This is a genomic window from Psychrobacter sp. DWR1-2-3, assembly GCF_049896465.1.
Lineage (GTDB): Bacteria > Pseudomonadota > Gammaproteobacteria > Pseudomonadales > Moraxellaceae > Psychrobacter > Psychrobacter maritimus.
In genome coordinates, this window is sequence record NZ_JAFCUJ010000006.1 from 1 (window position 1) to 21,608 (window position 21,608).

General features: G+C 42.4%; 21 protein-coding genes. 8 read left to right on the forward strand and 13 right to left on the reverse strand.

Features of this window, described 5'->3' with window-relative positions:
* Window positions 1-602 precede the first annotated feature (602 nt).
* From ACP7AA_RS10400 to ACP7AA_RS10410, 3 genes are all read right to left on the reverse strand, one after another.
* Window positions 603-944: a hypothetical protein gene (locus ACP7AA_RS10400; protein ID WP_426223530.1), complete on the reverse strand. Its 342-nt coding sequence runs from the start codon at window positions 942-944 to the stop codon at window positions 603-605.
* Between the two features lie 500 nt (window positions 945-1,444).
* Window positions 1,445-2,392, reverse strand: a complete 948-nt coding sequence (gene pssA / locus ACP7AA_RS10405; protein ID WP_227671075.1) for a CDP-diacylglycerol--serine O-phosphatidyltransferase — start codon at window positions 2,390-2,392, stop codon at window positions 1,445-1,447.
* A 10-nt stretch (window positions 2,393-2,402) separates the two neighbouring features.
* The gene (locus ACP7AA_RS10410; protein WP_201562574.1) at window positions 2,403-3,278 is read right to left on the reverse strand and encodes a 23S rRNA (adenine(2030)-N(6))-methyltransferase RlmJ; all 876 of its coding nucleotides are present in this window, start codon (window positions 3,276-3,278) and stop codon (window positions 2,403-2,405) included.
* 140 nt (window positions 3,279-3,418) lie between these two features.
* Between ACP7AA_RS10410 and ACP7AA_RS10415 the strand changes: the two genes are divergently transcribed.
* The 4 genes from ACP7AA_RS10415 to ACP7AA_RS10430 all read left to right on the forward strand — a co-directional run bounded on the left by ACP7AA_RS10415 (window position 3,419) and on the right by ACP7AA_RS10430 (window position 6,770).
* Window positions 3,419-4,174 (forward strand): 2OG-Fe(II) oxygenase, encoded by a 756-nt coding sequence (locus ACP7AA_RS10415; RefSeq protein ID WP_426223531.1) that lies wholly within the window; start codon window positions 3,419-3,421, stop codon window positions 4,172-4,174.
* Window positions 4,175-4,231: 57 nt separating this feature from the next.
* The gene (locus ACP7AA_RS10420; protein WP_426223532.1) at window positions 4,232-4,696 is read left to right on the forward strand and encodes a hypothetical protein; all 465 of its coding nucleotides are present in this window, start codon (window positions 4,232-4,234) and stop codon (window positions 4,694-4,696) included.
* 107 nt (window positions 4,697-4,803) lie between these two features.
* Window positions 4,804-6,003 carry a succinyl-diaminopimelate desuccinylase gene (dapE, locus tag ACP7AA_RS10425; protein WP_426223533.1) on the forward strand — a complete coding sequence of 400 codons (1,200 nt, stop codon included), beginning with the start codon at window positions 4,804-4,806 and terminating at the stop codon, window positions 6,001-6,003.
* 335 nt (window positions 6,004-6,338) lie between these two features.
* Window positions 6,339-6,770, forward strand: a complete 432-nt coding sequence (locus tag ACP7AA_RS10430) for a hypothetical protein (protein ID WP_426223534.1) — start codon at window positions 6,339-6,341, stop codon at window positions 6,768-6,770.
* 91 nt (window positions 6,771-6,861) lie between these two features.
* On the opposite strand, the gene ACP7AA_RS10435 is transcribed toward ACP7AA_RS10430, so the two are convergent.
* From ACP7AA_RS10435 to ACP7AA_RS10460, 6 genes are all read right to left on the reverse strand, one after another.
* On the reverse strand, window positions 6,862-7,362 hold the full coding sequence (locus tag ACP7AA_RS10435; RefSeq protein ID WP_426223535.1) for a GyrI-like domain-containing protein: 501 nt from the start codon (window positions 7,360-7,362) through the stop codon (window positions 6,862-6,864).
* 77 nt (window positions 7,363-7,439) lie between these two features.
* Window positions 7,440-7,649, reverse strand: a complete 210-nt coding sequence (iscX, locus tag ACP7AA_RS10440) for a Fe-S cluster assembly protein IscX (RefSeq protein WP_011279849.1) — start codon at window positions 7,647-7,649, stop codon at window positions 7,440-7,442.
* 174 nt (window positions 7,650-7,823) lie between these two features.
* Entirely contained in the window at window positions 7,824-8,363 is a 540-nt protein-coding gene (locus tag ACP7AA_RS10445) for an acyl-CoA thioesterase (protein ID WP_426223536.1), read from the reverse strand.
* 135 nt (window positions 8,364-8,498) lie between these two features.
* Window positions 8,499-9,899 (reverse strand): NAD(P)(+) transhydrogenase (Re/Si-specific) subunit beta, encoded by a 1,401-nt coding sequence (locus tag ACP7AA_RS10450; protein WP_288727214.1) that lies wholly within the window; start codon window positions 9,897-9,899, stop codon window positions 8,499-8,501.
* Window positions 9,896-10,234, reverse strand: coding sequence for a proton-translocating transhydrogenase family protein (locus ACP7AA_RS10455; protein WP_290189785.1), 339 nt, complete (start codon window positions 10,232-10,234; stop codon window positions 9,896-9,898). The genes ACP7AA_RS10450 and ACP7AA_RS10455 overlap by 4 nt, the downstream gene beginning before the upstream one ends.
* A gap of 115 nt (window positions 10,235-10,349) precedes the next feature.
* Window positions 10,350-11,507 (reverse strand): NAD(P) transhydrogenase subunit alpha, encoded by a 1,158-nt coding sequence (locus ACP7AA_RS10460; RefSeq protein ID WP_426223537.1) that lies wholly within the window; start codon window positions 11,505-11,507, stop codon window positions 10,350-10,352.
* A gap of 501 nt (window positions 11,508-12,008) precedes the next feature.
* On the opposite strand from ACP7AA_RS10460, the gene yaaA reads away from it, so the two are divergent.
* Window positions 12,009-12,809, forward strand: coding sequence for a peroxide stress protein YaaA (gene yaaA, locus ACP7AA_RS10465; RefSeq protein ID WP_426223538.1), 801 nt, complete (start codon window positions 12,009-12,011; stop codon window positions 12,807-12,809).
* 126 nt (window positions 12,810-12,935) lie between these two features.
* On the opposite strand, the gene groL is transcribed toward yaaA, so the two are convergent.
* Together groL and ACP7AA_RS10475 are read right to left on the reverse strand one after the other, a co-directional pair.
* A complete protein-coding gene (gene groL / locus ACP7AA_RS10470; protein WP_201619970.1) occupies window positions 12,936-14,585 on the reverse strand; it encodes a chaperonin GroEL in 1,650 nt (549 codons plus the stop codon).
* Window positions 14,586-14,712: 127 nt separating this feature from the next.
* A complete protein-coding gene (locus ACP7AA_RS10475) occupies window positions 14,713-15,003 on the reverse strand; it encodes a co-chaperone GroES (protein ID WP_010196840.1) in 291 nt (96 codons plus the stop codon).
* A 603-nt stretch (window positions 15,004-15,606) separates the two neighbouring features.
* On the opposite strand from ACP7AA_RS10475, the gene ACP7AA_RS10480 reads away from it, so the two are divergent.
* Complete coding sequence (locus tag ACP7AA_RS10480) at window positions 15,607-16,377, forward strand: DUF3108 domain-containing protein (RefSeq protein WP_296175176.1); 771 nt, start codon at window positions 15,607-15,609, stop codon at window positions 16,375-16,377.
* A 121-nt stretch (window positions 16,378-16,498) separates the two neighbouring features.
* Here the strand turns inward: ACP7AA_RS10480 and ACP7AA_RS10485 are convergent, their stop codons facing one another.
* Both ACP7AA_RS10485 and wrbA read right to left on the reverse strand, forming a co-directional pair.
* Entirely contained in the window at window positions 16,499-16,996 is a 498-nt protein-coding gene (locus ACP7AA_RS10485) for a hypothetical protein (RefSeq protein ID WP_426223539.1), read from the reverse strand.
* 69 nt (window positions 16,997-17,065) lie between these two features.
* The gene (gene wrbA / locus ACP7AA_RS10490; protein WP_426223540.1) at window positions 17,066-17,683 is read right to left on the reverse strand and encodes an NAD(P)H:quinone oxidoreductase; all 618 of its coding nucleotides are present in this window, start codon (window positions 17,681-17,683) and stop codon (window positions 17,066-17,068) included.
* Window positions 17,684-18,115: 432 nt separating this feature from the next.
* Between wrbA and ACP7AA_RS10495 the strand changes: the two genes are divergently transcribed.
* Together ACP7AA_RS10495 and ACP7AA_RS10500 are read left to right on the forward strand one after the other, a co-directional pair.
* Window positions 18,116-19,675, forward strand: a complete 1,560-nt coding sequence (locus ACP7AA_RS10495; protein WP_426223541.1) for a YihY family inner membrane protein — start codon at window positions 18,116-18,118, stop codon at window positions 19,673-19,675.
* A 263-nt stretch (window positions 19,676-19,938) separates the two neighbouring features.
* Window positions 19,939-21,561 (forward strand): DUF2254 domain-containing protein, encoded by a 1,623-nt coding sequence (locus tag ACP7AA_RS10500; RefSeq protein ID WP_426223542.1) that lies wholly within the window; start codon window positions 19,939-19,941, stop codon window positions 21,559-21,561.
* Window positions 21,562-21,608 lie beyond the last annotated feature (47 nt).

Genomic DNA, 21,608 nt, shown 5'->3' on the forward strand with positions numbered 1-21,608 from the left:
TAATTTTTATAGTTAATAATCTTTCCGAAAAGAAAAGATAGTCAACTTTATTTTTTAGCATTCTGAATCAGCAAAAATCCACACAAGTTGTTCTTTAGTTATGCTTTTAAATAGTGTCACGCTACTGTCGTCCAGTAGATGATTATATAGGGTATTTCTCTTCGCTATTCAGTCTAAGTTAATAACTTATCCTATCTAGCGAGCCGACTATCATATCATAATGATTTGGTTTGTCAAGCTTTTTTATAATTTGTTTCAATAAGTTATCTGGGTTTGTTATATGTAATTCACATATAAGTCGTTCAGTTCGTCTTAATGAGGTGCGTATTATAGACGTTTAAATCAGTAAGTCAAGAGGTAAATTATTTTATTTTAAACTAGGTTAATCTAAAATGAATTTTCTGGACTGGATGATTAAGTAGTAGCTTGGTTAAAACTAGCTATTGTTAATCAGTGGTAATCCACGCCAATCCGCCTTCCCTTCCGACTGGGTGGCATTATACGCGGTTTCAGGTGGGGGTCAAGGGGGTTTGAAGGTTTATTTCTTATTTTTTGATAATGCTAAATCTGTGTATCAATCCAAGACGCTATTTAAGACGCTATTAAGGGCAAAGATTCTTCGTCCATATCCCTGCTTTGTTACCGCGAACACATTGATATTGCACACCATACTGAACCCAATGCCAACTCAATTCCGATGGCGTACCTTTTAAGGTAAAGCTAATACGATAACGTTCTGCGCTAACACTATCATCCATGAGACCTGAACGGGTAATGACAACAACGGCTGTCTTGGGCTGGGCTTTTGATGGGAAGAAGAAAGTTTGCGCCAAATCATAATCCGCGGACACCTCATTAATACTGCTATTGATGAGTTTGAGCTTTTCAAGACCACAAGAGATCAGCCCTGTTTTAATAGGACACGGTGCTGATGCATAAGTCACTGCGCGGCCATTAACGCTTAAACGCTTAAAATTGGCTGGATTTGCAGCTTCAGCCCGAGATATGGGACTTATTGAGTTGCTAGCATCGGCATATGAAGATGCTGGAACCAATGATAATGAAAATAAAGCACTCGCTATCAAACCTCTTATCAAGTGTGTTGAGGTATTTGAGACCGGCAATAGATGATTAAAACTATTTAAGTTCAGCATAATAACCTCGACGTTTATTATCAAATAGCGTTATAAAAAGGCTAGTCATATAATGTTTATATAGCTATATCATACAATAACATATTTAAATTATTTTAATAATAACTCCAACCCAGTGTTATTTGTGTCTTTTTATTATAACCATCTCAGTTGTATAATTATCGCTATCAGAGCCGCATATTAGTATGCAACTCACCACCCTAGCATGCAAATAAAAACCGCCTATTAAAAAATAAGCGGTTCGTATGTGCATGTCTTAAGCCAACATCTACTATAAAGCAATCATAGCGTTAACTAGTGGCTTTGCTTTTTAGCGTGGTAAAGATACCTGATAACGCATAGATGATACCAATGGCTAAGATGCCCACAGGGATATCATATAAGATGATACTCATGACCAATACGCCAATGATAAGCACCACAAAAGGTACTTTCTTTTTATCGAACTCTTTAAAGCTATAGTATTTGACGTTACTGACCATCAATAAACCACAGATAACGACCCACGCAGCGAATAAGAACATGACGGCAGTATCGTATTGTCCGATCCATTCGTTATGATCGACCGCAACCATCACAGCTGCCGTAACTAAGATAGCGGCAAGCGGACTTGCCAAACCGACAAAGTATTTTTTATCGACAATGCCAACTTGAACGTTAAAACGCGCAAGGCGGAAAGCGGCACAGGCAGTAAAGACAAACGCACACCCTAACCCGACACGACCTAAAGGTTCTAAAGCAAAGCTATAAATCAAAATGGCAGGTGCAACGCCAAAGGCCAGCATATCGGCAAGTGAATCATACTGCTCGCCAAAAGGGCTTTGTGCATTGAGCATACGCGCTACTCGCCCATCAGCGCCATCAAGAATGGCGGATAAGAAAATCGCCAGTGATGCTTTATAAAACTCGCCTTGGGTACTGGCTAAAATAGAATAAAAACCCGATAGTAACGATAAGGTTGTGATGAGATTGGGCGCTAAATACACACCGCGACTGACCACGCGCTTGCCTTCTGCAACTTCTGCTTCAATCACCTCAAAGGTTAGGCCATCATAATTATCATTATCCGCGAGGCGAATATTGAACTCATGTTCATCGACAAAAGGCGGCTGAGTGGCGGCGCTATCTTGTAATAGTGGCTCTTTTACCAAACCGTCATTCATAACTTTATCAGTTACTAGACTGCTCTTGGCAAGGCCATCCTTTGCAATGCTACTTGATGATTGATCAGTCGTCATAACGATATCCTTATTCGCCAACCAGCCAGCGCACATTGGTGGCACTATCTGCAGACAAGTCTGGCGCATCTTCAACTTTTAACACCGGCTGTAAGAAACGCAATATCTCACGCGCATGATTGTCAAACTGCCAAGGCGGATTGATAACCAGTAGACCTGTACCGTTCAGACCGACAGCGATATCATTAGGATAGATATTGAGCTCACAGACCAATTGACGTCTCATCTCGGTACGTTTAAGCTTTTTATAAAACAGCTCAACCGCTTCGATGTTTTTAATCGGATACCATAAGGCATAAGTACCTTGTGGCCATTTTTCATAAGAGGCAACCAATAGATTAATCAGGCGGGTAAAGTCTTTATGCTCTTGCTCGTAAGGAGGGTCAAGGAAAATCAGACCGCGCTTCTCTTTTGGTGGAATAACGGCAGCGATACCTTCAAAGGCATTGCGATGATGAATACCAATCGGCAATTTATGCAGCTGATAATTCAGTGCATCATATTCGCTGGCTTTGGCTTCAAACGCTTCACCGCGTACGCCAGCGTCAGGATTTTTTTCAACATGATGAGCAATCCACCACGGCGAGCCGGGATAGACTTTTTTGTCATAAGTGAAACGGGCTTGCTTAATGCCTTCCATATAATCTTTGACTGCCGTCGGTGCTTTTTCGACGTCAGCTTTTACCAAAGCTTGAATACCGCCTTTGGCTTCCCCTGTTTTGCGCGCCTCTTCACTGCCGAGCGAATACAGTCCACGACCGCCATAAGCATCTAGCACATAAAAAGGTTTGTTTTTTTGCCCCAATTGATTCAGTAGTTGTACCAATAAAATGTGTTTAACGACATCGGCAAAGTTACCAGCGTGATAGGCGTGTTTATAATTCATAAGATCAAAAGTTTAAATAAGAAAAATTGCATCTATGGTAGCATAGACAGGGTAAAAGATAACGATGGTTTTGGTAAAAAGGCATGGATTGGCTGTGTATTGACAGCGAATGGCATGTTTATTGATAACGGCGAGACAAAATGACGCAGATTATTAGCAATCTTGAGGTGACAAAGTTAGTCGTCCATAATCCGATTGGACAGGATAATCCACCATTACTGTTTCCGCATAATGGCGACGATAACCAAAAGCCGCCAACTCAGCACGTATTAGCGTTATCCGATTTTGATGTCGATTGGCAAAATAAGCTGACCGATGAACAGTTGGATAAGTTTGTAGATGATGGTTGGATGGTTATTGATGAAGTGTTTGAGAATAAAGCACTATTAGCCTTGCAGTCCGAGAGCGGTTTTATTGAGTATCGTGACGCAGAGTTGACGGCTGGTATTCGGGTTAGCGATATTCGCGGTGACCGCATCCGCTGGATTACGGAAAACTTCTTTGCAGGGTTTTATTATCTGCAAAGTATCAATGCGCTTGCTGCTTTATTCAATCAAAGCTTGTTTGCCGGTATTCGCCATAGTGAAGCACATTACGCTTGTTATCCGGTGGGTTTTGGCTATCAATGGCATAGCGACAATCCGGCTGGGCGTGATGAGCGCGTTATTTCGGCGGTGTTTTATCTTAATGATGATTGGAGCGATAATGACGGCGGGGCTTTAGAAATTGTCGATAAGCATGGCATTCATTATAATGTCATGCCTGTCGCCAATAGACTGGTCATATTTGATAGCGACCTACAACATCAGGTGCAAATCGCTCATCGTCAGCGTTATTCTATCGCGACTTGGATGCGCCGTGATGGTCTGGTGCCTTTTGTTGAAGACAATATTTAATATTCATCAGCTATTACTTTTACTTTAAATAAGCCTTGTTACTTAGGGATAATGACAATGCATAAAACTTTATTTAGAAACTTTCTCTTACTTGTTATGCTCCCTCTGATTGTTAGCTGCGAGACGCTTAATCCTCAAGCCCCTACTCAACAACACAATGAGTTCTTTTTTACCTATTATTTGCCAAAATCCACTCCTGAAAAACCTCTAATAATTAATCCGACCGCTCTTACTACTGAATTCAAATATGAAGATGGGTGTCTACTTGCATTTGATGGAAGCAGATGGATGACACCTGTATTTCCCGAAGGACATGCAGCTTTTGATAGTCAGAATAAGACTTTAAAACTATTAGGAACAAGTTATAAAATGGGCGATATCATTTCTGCAGGTGGCTATGTGCGTGCTTACAACAGTGACCAAGTTAAGAATTATAGTAATACGCCAGCCGAAAAGTGCATTACAGAGTATCTAGCAATATATTACGGCGATTATGAGAAAATTTATTTGGATAAAAACTAAAGTTATTTTGAGCATCAGAGTTGATAAGCATCAGCATTAGATAAATCTTATAAAAATAAGCCAAATGTTATCACAAGAAATAGTAAATCAACTTATCTAGGACTGTCATGAGTTTAGAAAATAATAGTAAAACCCATCAACAACAAACCTTAGAATTAAGTATCGCCCTACTTGAGCGTCCTTCGGTCACACCCGATGACGATGGCTGCCAAGATATACTATCAGAGCGCCTGCAACAAGCAGGGTTTAACTGTGAGTTTATGTATTACGGTGATAGACAGGCAAAAGGCGAACAAGCGGAAGTCAAAAACCTTTGGGCGCGCCGTGGCACCACTGATCCCGTTATTTGTTTTGCTGGTCATACCGACGTTGTACCAACGGGCGATGAAAAAAATTGGACTTATCCGCCATTTACGCCAACCATTGCCGATGGTTATTTATGGGCGCGCGGTGCAGCTGATATGAAAACCGGTATTGCAGCCTTTACCGTTGCCGCCGAGCGTTTTGTCGCTAACCATCCTGAGCACAATGGCTCTATTGCTTTTTTAATCACCTCAGATGAAGAAGGTCCGTCCATCAATGGCACAGTCAAAGTCATTGAAACCTTGGAGGCACGAAATGAGAAAATTACCTATTGCCTCGTTGGTGAGCCATCAAGTACCGACACGCTTGGCGATATCATTAAAAATGGTCGCCGCGGCTCATTGGGTGCAGAGCTTACCGTCACTGGCAAACAAGGTCATGTTGCCTACCCGCATTTGGCTTGCAATCCGATACATGCAACGATGGCAGCTTTAGCGGATCTGACAGCAGCCACTTGGGATAACGGCAATGAGTATTTCCCTGCGACTTCCCTGCAAATCTCTAATATCAATGGCGGTACGGGCGCGACCAACGTCATTCCTGAAACGCTAAAGGTTGTCTTTAATTTCCGCTTTTCTACAGAAACAAACGCAGATGAGCTAAAAGCAAAAACCCATGCTATCTTTGATAAATATTTTGAGAACAGCAAAGCCAGTTATGATATTCATTGGAAATTATCCGGTCAGCCATTTTTAACTCCTGAAGGCAAACTCGTATCAGCCTGCCAGCAAGCGATTAAATCTGTGACCGATGTTGATACCACGTTATCTACATCAGGCGGTACCTCAGATGGACGCTTTATCGCGCCAACAGGTGCGCAAGTGGTTGAGCTTGGCGTGCGTAATGCCACGATTCATCAGGTCGATGAAAAAGTAGAAATAGATGACTTGGGGAAATTGGCACAGATTTATGAGGGGATTTTAGAGAATTTGTTGTTGGATTGAAAATTTTTATCAAATATTTGAGGATATGCTGCAATGATTCAATTTAACCCTATGACGCTCGCCTTTACTGTTGTCATGATTGCGCTATTAAATGGCTGTAACGCCACATCATACGAACCAGTAAAATCTGAACCTACAGGTACGATAGTTGGGCAAAAAAAATTCATATTGATTGGACAAAAGTTGATACTAAATCTGATGTTTCTATCGACAATACACCACGAGATGTTGACTACCCAGACCATATTGTTAGTTTAGCAAATGCCGTTAATAGACCTGTCGCCGATATTTATCGTCATGAAATGGTATATGGTTCAGCAGAGGTGCAACAGTTCGTGGATCAAGTAAAAGCACAACTTGGTGATAGCTATGTTGACATTTATGGTAATGCGGATGGTGTGCCGAAATATTTTATCGTCACGCGACCAAATGTAGTCGCTGACAGTTACGAATATGTCATTAAGAAAGGCGAGCTACGCGGCTTTAGCATAGCTATTGAAATATTACCAATAGCGGATAGAAGTCGCGCTCAGATGCTAGATGTTTATAATAGCCAAGAAGATATGGAAAAAATTGATAAAATCATCAAAAAGTACGGCGGCGAGATGCAAGGCATAGGCTTTACGCCTATGGGATTTAAAATTGTTATCGATACTTATTTTCAAAAATCTTTAACGCCTATACGCCATAAACAAGTAGAAAATGAGCTAAAACAGTTAACAGGTGTGAATGTAGAAGTTAGGCAAACGGGCAGGTTGATGTTCTAAATTTATTTTTAAAATTATCAGATTGGTGGGTTACACTTGAGCTAACCCACCCTACAACACCTTCAAATATCATAGCTATATTCTAAAATTTCTACTCAATACCAATATAGAGATCTACTTGCCCATACTCTAAGTTGCCACCGATATAATGCTCAAAATCAACATTGTACGTTCGTACATGCTCACAGCTTCGATTATTAAAATACGTCCACGCCTTCTCCCAAGCGTTCATCACAGTATTGGGCATTCTACCTTCTTCAGAAAAGACCAAATACTTACCTGCAGGAATATCTACGCTGACTAGAGTGCCATTCTTAGCATTAGCGCTATTATCTGACTGTTCTTGCTCGCTATCTACTTTCCAGCCTGCCACAACATCGAAAGCACCGACCAAGTCATCGCTCTCATAGTTATGATAGATGCCGTAAATGTCTTCACCTTCAGGAAGATTGCCCGCATGATTTTGATAAAACTTTTGCCATAAGCGACCTAACTTGGCTGTTTCTTGGCTAATTTCAGCATTATTGGTGGTGCGAACGCTGATGCCTTTGCACGCTATCGCTTCGGGTAGCTCCTTGATTTCTGATGTCATAATGCGGCCTATCCTATATATTGATGCTATTTTGTGTTTAAAAAAATATTTAATAAGATTAACGTTGAAGGATTACTCTAATCTGCTTCATCAATCCAGTTCATCTGAATGGCTTCTAAGATACCTTCATTTGAGCGCTGCGGGTCATCATCAAAGCCTTCAAGCTCAGTCACCCAGCGATGCAAATCCGTAAAGCGAATGTATTGCGGATCGGTCTCGGGGAATTTCTCGTAAAGCTCAATAGCGATATCTAAGCTGTCTGTCCATTTTAATTTCTGCGGGGTCATGGTAGCTCCTTAACTTGTCATCATTTTATAATTGTCATCGAATTGATGGTCATTTAAGCTGGTTATTTGCTTGACGATTTTCTTGACCATTTCATAAGCCCTATCGTAGCAAAATTCGCCCGCTGATTATAGACAAGTTCGTTATAGAGCCTTTGTTGATTTAGCTTATTTTCTCTATTTAGCAGATTCAGAAGATTTAATCGCTACTTGATGCTGATTCCAAGAATCAATGACCTCATTTGTCTGCTCACCTTTCATATCCAATACCTCTGGCGCACACTTACCTTTTTTATTGGTCAATACAAACTTGGTCATACCAACACCCATCAACTGATTTTTGACAAAGAAGCGCGTTTCAAAATAGACGTATTTTTTATCCCAACCGACAAGCGTACTATTTACCGTCATCTTACTCAGAAACTTAATCTCTTTGAGATAAACCATTTCTTGCATGGCGATAATCCAGCCGAGATTTTTAATATCCTTTTGATGACAGCACGCCATCAGCCATTTAGTAATGTTTAATTCTATAAAAGATAAGTAGCGATAATTGGGCAGATGATCACGAAAGCCCATATCATGTGGCAATACTCGATAGTGGCGCACAATTGGTGCGGACAAGGTTTCGACATTTAGGTGTTCGCTAACCGCTTGCTGTTTAAGCTGCTGCTTTAATAAGCTGACCATAATAAAAAAACGTATCAACATGTTCATAAGGAAATCTCTTCACTGTTATTATTTATTAATGATAATTGGATATAGTTGAATGTAAATGCTGCCTACCTTAACGCAAAAAAAGCCACCTCAGTGACTTTTTTCGTGAAAATATTATTAGTAGATGATTAGCAATTAATGACCGCCGCCATTGATACTACGAACCATTTCTTCGACCATTTTCTTAGCATCGCCAAAGATCATCATGGTCTTGTCCATGTAGAACAAGCTGTTATCAAGTCCTGCATAACCTGTGCTCATTGAACGCTTGATGACCATGACCGTTTGCGCTTTGGTAACTTCTAAAATTGGCATACCAAAGATTGGCGACGTTGGATCCTCTTTTGCTGATGGGTTTACCACGTCGTTAGCACCAATGACCAAGACTACATCCGTACTAGCAAAGTCAGAGTTGATTTCATCCATCTCTAGGATGTCATCATAAGGCACATCCGCTTCCGCCAATAGTACGTTCATGTGTCCTGGCATACGACCTGCCACTGGATGAATAGCAAAGCGCACATTGACGCCTTCTTCTTTCAATAGCTCATATAACTCTTTGACCGCATTCTGTGCACGACCTTGCGCCATACCATAACCGGGTACAATCACAACGTTACTGGCATTGGACATCAAGAAGCCAGCATCTTCTGCAGAGCCTGCTTTGTAGTTCTTTGGTGCACCATCATCACCGCCTGCAGCAGCAGCTGTCGTACCCATACCACCAAACAATACGTTGAGTAATGAGCGGTTCATGGCTTTACACATGATGTAAGACAAAATGGCACCTGATGAACCGACGAGTGAACCTGCAATAATCAGCATCGAGTTGCCAAGGGTAAAACCAATACCTGCTGCTGCCCAACCTGAGAATGAGTTCAATAGTGAGACAACCACTGGCATATCACCGCCACCGATTGGCGCAATCCACATCCAACCAAAGATAATGGCTAGTACAGTCATCGCATAGAATGCTGGTAGCGAATCAGTCATAAAATAGACCGCACCAAAACCAATCATCGCGATAAATAGAATCGCTTGTACCGGTTTAACCCAACCACCAACCAGCGTTTTCGCCCAGCTTTTTGCTGCTAACTTACCAAAAGCGAAGAATGATGCTGAAAAGGTAATCGCACCGATAAAGCAACCGATGAACAGCTCTAGACGAGTAATTGTGCTATAGGCTTCTTCAGTGTGTAGTACGGTTGCCAATGCAATGGCCACCGCTGCCAAACCAACAAATGAATGCATCAAAGCGACGGTTTCTGGCATTTGGGTCATGGCGACCGTTCTGGCCTTCCACATACCGACCACTGCACCTAAAACCATAGCGCCGACAATCATCCATAAAATAGGACCTTCGGCTAGGAAGAATGTGGTAATAACAGCAATAGCCATCGCCGCCATACCGAAGCGGTTACCACGAATGGCTGTTTTTGGACTCGATAAACCACGTAACGTTAATACGAAAAGAATGGCGCCAACCAAATAAAACCAATCAGCATTGGTGGCAATGAAGTTCGTTAAGTCGCTCATGCGTCACCTCCATTATCAGCATCAACAACAGGCGCTTTTTTCACCTTGGGCTTAAACATGGAAAGCATGCGCTCAGTCACGGCAAAACCACCGAAAATATTGATACTGGCCAAAAATACGGCAAAGGCACCAAGCAAACTGGTCGGCGTGAACACAGAGCCGTCAATGGTAACCGTCTGTAGCATCGCACCGACGATGACAATACTTGATAAGGCGTTGGTCACAGCCATCAATGGCGTATGTAGCGCTGGGGTCACTCCCCAAACGACGTAATATCCCACAAAAATAGCGAGTACAAATACAGTGAAAATCGCTACAAATGGTGTGCTACTCATGGCTGCACCGGCTGGCGCTGCAGCTAAAACAGTGGCAATCATCTTATCCTCCTAAAAATTTATTCGTGTCTGGCAAATGTATGGTGACAAAGTGTGTAGTGATAGGCAGTCAAAACTAGCGTTTGGCTAGTCGTACCTGACTCTCATGCGTCACTGCCAGTGCGCCCTGAATCTCATCTTCCATATCTAAGTTCAGTGCCAGTTTGTTTGCTGAAGCGTCATCTGTAGCTGCAGGAGCAATTAAAGTGGTGATAAAATTGACAAGATTATTGGCATATAAGTCTGAAGACTGCGCTGCCAGTTGCGATGGAATATTAGCCGCACCAACAATACGCACGCCATTTGCCGTGGTAATGGTTTCATCTGGCACACTGCCTTCGACGTTACCACCGGTACCAGCTGCCATATCGATGAGCACTGAACCTGCTTTCATTTTGGCAAGCGTCGCCCCGTGCACCAAACGCGGTGCGTTACGACCAGGAATTTGTGCTGTAGTGATAACGATATCAGCATTGCTTAATGCCTTGTCAACCACTGCCGCTTGGTCTTTGACATATTGCTCTGATGGTGTCCACGCATAGCCACCTGTAGACTTAGCTGTTTCTGCTTCCTCTGCACTCATCGGCACATCAAGCCACTTACCACCTAAGGATTCTACTTGCTCACGAGCGGTCGGACGTAAATCACTTGCTTCAACGACAGCGCCTAAACGCTTAGCCGTTGCAATCGCTTGCAAGCCTGCAACGCCGACACCTAAGATGACCACTTTGGCAGGCTTAACCGTACCAGCTGAGGTCATAAACATTGGGAACGGACGCGAATATTCGTTGGCGGCTAGCAATACTGCTTTATAACCGGCAAGGTTGGCTTGCGAGGACAAAACGTCCATATTTTGTGCGCGTGACAAGGTACGTGGCAATAACTCCATTGCAAAAGCGGTAGCGCCTTTTGCCGCGTAAGTATCTAGCTGGCTATTGCGATATGGGTCCAGCATCCCGATAACCACTTGACCGGCCGTTAAATGCTCAGTTACCGCCGCTGGCAAGTCGTTGACCGTGGTAATAATTTGAGACTGGGTGACGACCTCGGTACTACTGTTGGCAATGTCAGCACCCGCCGCTTGATACAGCTCATCAGCATAATATGCTGCTTGACCTGCACCTGACTGAATGATGACTTCAAACCCTAGCTTACGTAATTTTTTTACCGCGTCAGGGGTTAGCGCTACCCGACTTTCACTTGCGCTATCTGCACTAATAACACCGATTCTCATACCGTCTCCTTACTTACGTCTAATGACTATACTCACGTCTAATGACTACCTTTTAACACCCTCAACGCACATTTAAAAAGCACAGGGGACAAAAAAATCTTTGGTCATGGTTGGTTTAACACTTAAGACCAAAGATTATCAATTTAATAAATGATGACGCCTTTGCCATCATGCCTTTTTATTATAGAGATATCGTCTGCTAACTTTCATTGTCTAATGATGACCCACAAGTAAAATAAAAAGTTAGGCATTTACACCATCATCATAACTTTTATTGTTATATTAAAAACTTTTATTTTTTCCAAAAGCGCGCAAAGCCTGTAAGCTATTAGCTCTGAGCCAACGCACAAATTGTTTTGATATTTGACATATGTCTACGATGACGCTTAAAAATACAAAACAGCTACGACTAAGTCAAGATAAAATACTGTCTACCGTATAATAAGAAAACTTGACACTTAATTAGAACGCCCTTTAACTCATTATAAACAAGGAATAACCATGTATTTTTTACTTTCCCCTGCCAAATCTCTTAATGAGAAAGATGCTGTGCCAGTCAATCTTGGCAATTACTATAGTCAGCCCGGGCTGATTGAGCACTCGCAAGTGCTAATGAAAAATCTAAAAGCAAAAGAGCCGATTGATTTGCAAGAGCTGATGAGCATCTCTGACGATTTGGCGCAGCTGAATGCTAAGCGTAATCAAGACTGGGCTTGGAGTGAGAATGAACCCTTTACGGATAACAACGCCAAACCGGCGGGCTATTTATTCGATGGTGATGTTTATAGCGGTCTTGATATGTATCACATGGACAAGGACACCGCTATTTATGTCAATGAACATTTGGGTATTTTGTCAGGGCTTTATGGCGTGCTAAAACCGCTCGATTTAATCCAACCCTATCGCCTAGAGATGGGCACCAAGCTAAAAAATGAGCGCGGGGATAACTTATACGAGTTTTGGGGCGAAGCAGTGACTGACGCTATCAATGCACGCATGGCGGATAGTGATGACAAGGTTTTGGTTAACCTTGCTTCTAATGAGTATTTTAAGGTAATAAAAAAGAAAGCGCTAAATGCTGAAATTATCACACCACGATTTGAAGATGAGAAAAATGGCCAATATAAAGTGATTAGCTTTTATGCCAAAAAAGCCCGTGGCCTTATGGTAAAGTATGCCGCTGATAACAAGCTGACCAACGCTGAACAGCTTAAGCAATTTGATTTGTCAGGATATTATTATGTTGATGGAGCGTCTGATGATAAGACTTGGGTTTTTCGTCGGGATGAAGCAAGTCAGTAGTTTTTAAAACAATATCTAATTTGCATAAAAAAACCCCGATAAGCCAAAGCCTATCGGGGTTTTGTTTTACCAATTACTATAAAGTAAAAATTATAGTATTAAGCATTACAGGTTAAGAGGCATAAATTACATCATGCCGCCCATTCCACCCATACCGCCCATTCCACCAGCACCGCCCATGCCAGCCATACCATCATCACCTTGCGGTAAATCAGTAATCATGACTTCAGTAGTAAGCATGAGGCCTGCTACAGAGGCGGCGTTTTCTAGTGCTGAACGAGCAACTTTCGCTGGATCAAGGATACCCATTTCTAGCATGTCGCCGTATTCGCCAGAAGCTGCGTTGTAACCGTAGTTACCGCTACCGCTCTTCACTTCGTTAACCACAACTGAGGCTTCTTCGCCAGAGTTGGTGACGATTTGACGTAATGGGGCTTCCATTGCGCGGCGTAAGATATTGATACCAGCGTTTTGGTCATCGTTATCGCCACGTAGCTCAGACAATGCATTCATCGCACGAACTAGGGCAACACCGCCACCAGGGACAACGCCTTCTTCAACCGCTGCACGAGTCGCATGTAGCGCATCATCAACACGGTCTTTCTTCTCTTTCATTTCAGTTTCAGTCGCAGCGCCAACTTTGATAACGGCAACGCCGCCAGCAAGTTTCGCCATACGCTCTTGAAGCTTCTCTTTATCGTAGTCAGACGTTGATTCTTCAGCTTGACGTTTGATAGATTCAACACGGTTTTCGATGTCAGCTTTGTTACCAGCGCCATCAACGATAACAGTGTTTTCTTTACCGACAGTGACTTTCTTGGCGGTACCAAGTTGCTCTAGAGTAGCAGTCTCAAGGCTTAGACCAATCTCTTCAGAGATAACCGTACCGCCAGTTAGTGTTGCGATATCTTCTAGCATGGCTTTACGACGATCGCCAAAACCTGGTGCTTTAACGGCACAAGTTTTTAAGCCGCCACGCATGTTGTTCACAACTAAAGTAGCCAACGCTTCGTTTTCTACGTCTTCAGCAATGATTAGCAACGGTTTGCTTTGCTGCATCACTTGCTCAAGTAATGGCACAATTTCACGGATGTTGCTGATTTTTTTATCAACAAGTAAGATATATGGGTTTTCAAATTCTGCGGTTAAGCTGTCTTGCTTATTAGCAAAGTACGGGCTGATATAACCACGGTCAAACTGCATACCTTCAACAACTTCCAAGGTATCTTCAAAGCTTGAACCTTCTTCAACGGTGATAACGCCTTGCTTACCAACTCTTTCCATCGCTTGTGCAATCAGCTCGCCAATTTTGGTGTCTGAGTTCGCAGAGATAGAACCAACTTGAGCAATCGCTTTTGAATCATCAGCTGGCGTTGATAGCAAATGGATTTGCTCAACAGCAGCGCGAACCGCTTTATCGATACCGCGTTTTAGATCCATTGGGTTCATGCCAGCGGCAACTGATTTCATGCCTTCTTGCAAGATTGACTGAGCCAATACAGTCGCAGTCGTTGTACCATCACCAGCAACATCGTTGGTACGGCTAGCCACTTCACGCACCAATTGCGCGCCCATGTTTTCAAATTTGTTTTCAAGCTCGATCTCTTTGGCAACCGAAACACCATCTTTAGTGATGGTAGGTGCGCCAAATGATTTATCGATAACCACGTTACGACCTTTAGGGCCTAAGGTTACTTTTACCGCATTTGCTAGAACGTTTACGCCGTCCATCATTTGTTTACGGGCATCAATGCCGAATTTTACGTCTTTTGCCATGTTAAATTACTCCACTATTATAAGTATGAGAATGCAATTAAATGTTTCAAAGAATTTTTTTATAAATGCTCTTGAGGTATAAATGGTGTTAGCTAAGAATAATTAGCTAAAATTGCCTCGTGGACAATTAGCCTTCTAGCACACCCAATACATCAGATTCTTTCATAATCAATAGCTCTTCGCCGTCAACTTTTACCGTTTGACCAGCATATTGACCGAACAAAACTTTATCGCCAGCTTTTACATCTAACGCGCGAGTTTCACCGTTGTCACGAATCTGACCGTTACCGGTTGCTAGCACTTCACCTTGTGAAGGTTTTTCTTGAGCAGAACCAGGAAGTAAGATACCACCCGCAGTTTTTGTTTCTTCTTCTATACGGCGGACGACAATACGGTCATGTAAAGGACGAATGTTCATCGATATGACTCCAAAATTTGGTTATTAAAAGTAAGGGTTTATTTGAATTAATGATCTCAATACCAAGATCTAGCAGAATGTCTGCTTAAAAACAGCATTCTTTAGATAAGCTTTGAGCTTGTATCAAAAAGTGGGGGCAAGGTGAGTTCGGTTCAAGTGTAAAGACCAAAAATTTACAAGAATTTTGCACATTGTCGCTTATTCAGTCAGTAATGATGTTTTAAAAAAATCATTTGATTGAATTGCATGCTATTAAAGGCCTGAGCATTGCTCAAAAACAACAGATTTACTATCGAATAGTGGCTGTAAATGCAAGCGGTAAGACCTGAATGCACTTTAGTTATTGCTATCTATTTCATTTACGCCGTCTTACTAAGATTACAGCAAGTTACTGCGCCTGCTTTATTTAGCAAAACCAGCAACATTAACTACATTAGCCAAACGCTTGACTCTGTCGCTGCCCTTGAAAATGTAACAGAGTATGACCATATATAAGACTGAGCACATAACAAGACCTATAAATAAAAGCTAACAGTCAAACAAAAGACAATATTTATAAATAAAAGCTGATAACACAGCCTGAAACCAAATTAAGGAATATCCATGAGTTTTTTATTAAACAATAAACAATCCCTAGCAACCGATTCTAATAACCCGAAACGCAGCCCATCTAAATTTTTCACCGCCTTAAGCACTGGGGCGAGCATTGCTGCGATTGGAGCTTTAAGTATGACCGCACCTACCCTTGCCAGCGCCAAAAACATTGAACCATCAAGCGCCAATTACAGCTTTACTGTTGAAGACAAATACAAAGGGACGGCTACGCGTACGTTAAATAAAGCCGGTAATACGTGGAAATATAACGTCAATGCGCGGGTAGCCGGTGTCGCAAGTGCCGCGCAAAACAGTACCTTTAGCATTAACGGTAATAATGTCGTTCCGACCCAAGCTAGCACCACTTACAAGCTATTAGGCGTTGGTCGTACCCATAAACTGGACTTTAATCCAAGCAGTAAAAAGGTAGTGAGTAACTATCGCGGTAAATCAACGACCATGAATATGGCGCAGCAAGCCTTTGATGATTTGAGCCTCGAGGTGCAAATTCGCCAAGACTTGTTAAATGGTAAATTCTCTGGCAACTATTACATGGCGAAAAAAGACAAAGTAGAAAAAACGCCGTTTAAAAAATCAGGTAATACTAAGATTACCGTGCCAGCAGGTACCTTTGACACCGTGCGTGTCGACCGTGTCCATGATGACAACAGCCGCTCGACCAGTTTTTGGTTGGCACCAAGCTTAGATTATCTACCGGTTAAAGTCAGTCAGATTAACGATGGTAAAAAGATGGATTTAGAATTAACCAAGGTTAATTAAGCCATTATTTCTGCATGAATGACTAACATAAAAAAGCGGCACTCTACTTTAGAGCGCCGCTTTTTTGCTATCAATCTTGCTATCAATATAGGTTACAACAACACGGGATACCAAGATTCATCTAGCGAGGACGTGGCTGCTTAACGATATTATTCATTGACGGTAGGCGTTTTAGTAGGATAAATAACCAAACGTTGATTGCAAATAACAGAATAAAATCAAGCAAATATACCACTATCTCAGCCCAACTACTGCCATAGATGCGCGTAAACAGCACCACACCGCTCGCCCCAAGATAAACCAAGGTAAACATACTGCCTATCAATAGCGCATACGGCGAACGTCCACGTAATATCGATGGCGTCAAGACAAACGCCGGCACCAACCATAGCGCTTGCCAAGCAATACCGCCGATAATATCTGGATTACTGGGATTAAAGACACTGATTAAAATCGGCAGCGCCAATAATCTAAAAACCAGCCATACCAACCACGTCACCATCAAACGCTGACGAATAGGCGTTATCGGTTTTTGCGCCTTCATAGCATTGGCAGCCTGAGGTGTTTTTTTTGTTGGCGTTTGAGTGTTATTGTCCTGATTGGAGCGGTTAGTAGCCATGAGAGATATTTATTTCCTAATTGATAGCGGCAAGCAGCAGTAGATTAAGGTCAATTAACTAGACAGCAATTAACGATTCCATTTCGCTTGTGCTAAGGCAGACGCCGTAATCGCCAAACGACGCCCTTGAGCAATCGCCAGTTCGCGCTCATCTGCCGATACAGGCTGATCATGTAAGGCGCCGCTGACATGGCTTGCGCCATAAGGTGAGCCACCACCACGGGTACGATTTAGGGCAGGCTCAGCATAAGGGACGCCCACAATCATCATGCCATGGTGCAATAGCGGCATCATCATGGTCAGCAAGGTCGTCTCTTGCCCACCATGCATCGAACCGGTGGCGGTAAATACCGCTGCTGGTTTATTTTGTAAGTTACCAGCCAGCCAAAGCGTCACGGTATTGTCCCAAAAATACTTCATGGGTGCGGCCATATTACCAAAGTGCGTCGGACTACCAAGCGCCAGACCGCTACAATCTTTTAAATCATCCATGGTGCAATAAAGGTCACCTTCATCAGGAATGGCAGGCTTACTTGCCGTGGTTTCAGGCGCGACTGTCGGCACCGTACGAATACGCGCCGTCATGCCAGCGTCTTCAATACCTTGGGCGATGGCATATGCTAATGTCTTAGTCGTACCATAATTTGAATAATAAAGCACCAAAACATAAGGGGCGGTCTGACTCATTAGCAAAACTTCCTTCTAAAATCATTGACGTTGTTATTTGATATATGTGTTATTTGCATCATATATAGCGGGCAACTTATAGCGGGCAACAGGCATTATAAATAGATGTGCACATTATGCCCGAGTCATTCACTGACATGCAAACAAAGCGCACTTAGCCGTGTAGTTTAAGTGCTGTTATATATAATCCATACTAATTGAATCGATTATGGTTATGACGCAAAACAGTGATGAATTTTTCTGGCTTGCTGTGCCTACGCAGACAGAGGCTGCAAAACATTCATCCCTGTTCCGCTACATCGTTTTTATATTTAATCCACTATAGAATGATATGAAAGTCGCTTAAATGCATTTCGACACAATTAAGCGGCAGATTCTCAATGCCCATTTTTGCTACACTATTCGCACTCTTATCCGCGTTAAATGGTCGTCATGGAAAACTTATTAAAAAAAATCCCCTTTTTACACCAAAGCTGGTTTCAATTTCTGCGTTTTTTGACGCGGCATTTCTTTGAAGACAACTGCCAACAAAAAGCCGCGTCACTGACCTATACGACCTTATTATCCATTGTACCTATCCTAACGGTACTCTTGATGATTTTATCCTCTGTTCCAGCCTTAGCTTCCGTCAGAGCGCAGATTTATGAAGTTATTTATAGCAATTTGCTGCCACAATCGAGCTTACAGGTCAGTAAATATATCAATACCTTTGCTGAGCAATCGTCAAATCTAACCATTATCGGCGCGATGGTTTTATTCTTTACCACCATCATGACCTTGACAACTATTGAGCGCGCTTTTAATCAAATCTGGCGGGTAGAAAACCGCTCTGGCGGTATGAAAAGTATGCTGCGCTATTGGACCATCGTCACGTTAGGACCGTTAGTATTAGGCACAGCATTTCTTGCTTCAAGCGCAGTACAAAGCCTAAGTTTTTTAAATAGACAAATTGCTGGTTATGGTATCGACTGGTCATTTTGGGTACAAGTCGTTTCCTTTACCATCACGGTAGCTGGTTTTATCAGTATGTACTGGTTCATTCCAAAAGCACGTGTCCCTGCAAAAAATGCTGCCATTGCCGGTGTGTTTGTCGCGATTATCTTTGAGCTAATGAAGAATCTTTTTGGTACGGTGATGGCAAACTTTACCAGCTACGAAGTCATTTATGGTGCGTTTGCGGCGCTGCCAATTTTCTTATTATGGATATATCTGTCGTGGAATTTGATTTTATTGGGTGTTGAGATTAGCTACACCTTGACTATTTTTGAAACCGAAGAAGTCTATCCGCGTCATCCGCTCTTAAGTTTGCTCGATATGTTAAACCTTGTTTATACCCACCATCTAAAAGGCGAAGCGGTGAGCGAACAAGCATTGCGCAATGTCTTGGGACGTAAAGAGCTGCCAAAATGGTATACCTACCTTAATTATCTACAAGACAGCAACTTGATTACCATGACGGAAGAAGAAGATTATGTGCTGAAAAAAGATTTGAGCAAAATGACTTTGTGGGACTTTTATCGCACCCTACCTTATCCCTTGCCTATCAAAGATGAGCTGGATGAGATGAGTCCAGAAGACCAAAAACCGTGGCTAAGCTTGTTGGTCAATCGCTTTGAAAATACAGAAGCCTATGCCAAACAGCAATTGAATATGCCGTTAAATGCTATTTTTGCTCATAGTGAACCGCGAAAAAAATCAGCAGAAAATGAAGCCGATTTAGCTAAAAAAGAGCGCTCTAAACTATTTCGAAAATCTAGCGCTGCGACTCCTAATCACTTAATTAAGGAAGATAAAGATAGTGATGACGTCACGCCACGTTTTGAGCCGGTCGCTTATGATAAAGACAGCGACATAGAGTATGACGAGCATAATAATGAAATTATCCTACCTAAAGATGTTGATATTGATAGTGACAAAGTGAATGCTGATAGCACGCACGCTACCAGTAGAGGCGACATCATTACTGAGGCAGATAATCCTACAGCAAATTAGCTCAATATAACTTTATTTATAACTATGATGATACATAAATAAGCCCCTACTGCAGGGGCTTATTTTTTTACTAAATTTTTAATCTTTATGGCTTATATGGTAAGGTAATTTACTTTTAAGAGATTTTATCAGCCAAATAGAATCCTTAATTGTTAATAAAAATGGGATTATTTCTTAGGTTAGTTTTTAGGTCACTTGTGGAGCGCAAAACATTGGATAAACACCCTGAGAATGGCTGGCTTAAATCTGCATGGCTTACAATCATGCACAGGTTAAAGCAATTTACCCAGCTCTGGTCGCTACAGACGCTGACCGATTTGCCTGATCGCCTAAGAAATATATGGCAGCAGCTTATTGGCTCTTATTGGTTTATTCCAACTGCTTGTGTGGTGCTAGGTATTCTATTGGCGCCTGTATTGGTCACGATTGATGAACATTTCGACCGCGAGACGGTTAGAGAAATCACCTTTGCCTTTACAGGTGATGATGATGCCGCCCGCGCTATTATGACCACCATTGCCGGTGCCGTACTCGGTGTCGCTGGGACCACTTTTTCGATTACGATTGCCGTGTTATCGATGGCGTCTTCGCAATTTGGCCCCAGATTGCTGCGTAATTTTTTGACAGATACCCCCAATCAGTTTGTCTTAGGTGCGTTTATTGGCACTTTTAGCTATAGTTTATTGGTGTTAAAAGCCATTCATAAATATGATGTTGGTTTTGGGGTGCCGCAATTGGCGGTGACCTTTGCCATTATCATGGCGATTATTTGCGCGTTATTATTGGTGTATTTCGTGCAGCATATGGTGCATGCGATTCAGGCATCACATGTGATTCAAGGCGCAAGTAATGAGGCGATTAAAAATATTCACTACTGGTATAAAGACCGCTGCGATATTGAGCATCAACGTGACGTTAAACATCATGACGTTGAACAATTTCATACTTGGCCTGCCACGCCGATTTATCCACCGTGCTCAGGCTATTTGCAGCAAATTTATCTAGAGTCACTGATCACCTTGACCCAAGATTATGGCGGCGTGGTGCACATGAACACCAATCTTGGTGATTTTGTCACTGATAGAAATATTATTGGCTATTTTTATCAGCGTCCAGCCGACCACTCAGACAATCGCCATCAAACCAACACGCCAAATCTGGCTATCGTCCCGCGTGCGCCTGATGGGCTGTTCTGGCAACGCTTTGCTGGCTGTATACGTATTGAGCAACGCTTAAGCCACCCCAACGATATCGCTTATAGCTTAGGACAAATGACTGAAATCGCTGTACGCGCCCTCTCACCAGGGATTAATGATCCAAAAACAGCGGTCAACTGTGTGCAGTCTTTGACCGCTTGTTTAAGCATTATGATGCGTCGTCAGCCACCGAGCCCCTATCACTTTTATACATCAAGCCCAGATAAGCCAACCTCAAAGCAATTAACGTCAAAGCAACCTGCGCCAGATAAAACAAACTCAGACAACAGCAATATTGAAAGCATAAACAATAAACCACGCGTCGCCATATTGGCCGTCGTGACTCATACCCCTAAAATATCCGACTTTATCGATGCATCGCTTGGCGAGATACGCCGTTACGCGACCGCAGATTTGATGGTATTAAAGGCGCTTTGTCAGGCATTGGTGGATCTCAATTATGCTAAAGTTAATAACGCCCAGCAGCAAACGCTACTACATGAGCTGACATTGATTGAACGTGCGGGACAAGACAATCTCAGCTATCAAGAATTGGTCGATGACTTAAGCGCCATGTGCCAACAAGCCAAACTATTTATTCTTAATAAGGATGCCCAGCATCAATACTTTGCTTATGTCCCTAAGTTTGATGCTCATATTCGTCAAACGCTACAAGCGCAATCAAGGTAATCCCTAAAGCAAGTTGCATAACTAAAAATAAGTTTGCTATTCATAAC